Source organism: Streptomyces sp. NEAU-W12 (assembly GCF_026242095.1).
Classification (GTDB): domain Bacteria; phylum Actinomycetota; class Actinomycetes; order Streptomycetales; family Streptomycetaceae; genus Streptomyces.
On sequence record NZ_JAPJDM010000101.1, the window covers coordinates 1 to 885 of the forward strand.

Here is an 885-nt window from a genome sequence, read left to right on the forward strand (position 1 = left end):
GAGCCTTTTCCAGCCTGACGGTGCTGACCGCGTGTCGGACAGATCGGTGGAACGACGAAGCTCCTGGTAGACGGGTTCTCGACCAAGATTGCCCGTAGCCACCAGGAGCTTCGCGTGCTTGTCTACCCGTCGTCGATCGACCTGTCCAGTCGCACCCTGCGGTGCCTGACGGGACGACTCGCTGCCCGGCGAGGGGAGATCGGGACCCGATGGCGTCGGCTGACCGCCAGCCGTCAGGCTCTCCTCGCCCTGGCCCATCTGCGATGCGGTGACACCTACGCCCAGCTCGCCGCCGGGTTCGGTATCGGCGTCGCAACCGTGTACCGCTACATACGCGAGGCCGTCGATGTGCTGGCCGCCCTCGCACCCACCCTGGCCGAGGCGATGGACATCGCCCGGACCAAGGCGTTCGTGATCCTGGACGGCACCCTGCTGCCAATCGACCGGATCGCCGCCGACACCCCGTACTACTCGGGCAAACACAAACGTCACGGCATGAACGTCCAGGTCCTCACCGATCCCTTCGGGCGGTTGCTGTGGGCCTCACCAGCCCTGCCCGGATCGACCCACGACCTGACCGCCGCCCGCACCCACGGCATCGTCGACGCGCTCACCGACGCCGACCTCAAGTGCTGGGCCGACAAGGCGTATCAAGGTGCCGGTGGTCCCATCCGAGTACCCTTCCGCGGCCGCCGCCTCAAGCAGTGGCAGCGCCGGCACAACAGCACACACGCCAAGATCCGCTGCCTCGGCGAGCAGGCCATGGCCACGCTGAAGGGCTGGCGCCTCCTACGAAAGCTCCGCTGCAGCACCAACCGCATCACCGCGATCGTCCAGGCCGTCCTCGTCCTTCATCACGCCTCGGCATGAGGTTGGAAAAGGCTC

1 protein-coding gene is annotated in these 885 nt (G+C 67.1%); it reads left to right on the forward strand.

Annotated elements, in window-relative coordinates; translation table 11 throughout:
- The first annotated feature begins 114 nt into the window (after positions 1-114).
- Positions 115-870 carry a transposase family protein gene (locus ORI94_RS35245; RefSeq protein WP_266083200.1) on the forward strand — a complete coding sequence of 252 codons (756 nt, stop codon included), beginning with the start codon at positions 115-117 and terminating at the stop codon, positions 868-870.
- Positions 871-885 lie beyond the last annotated feature (15 nt).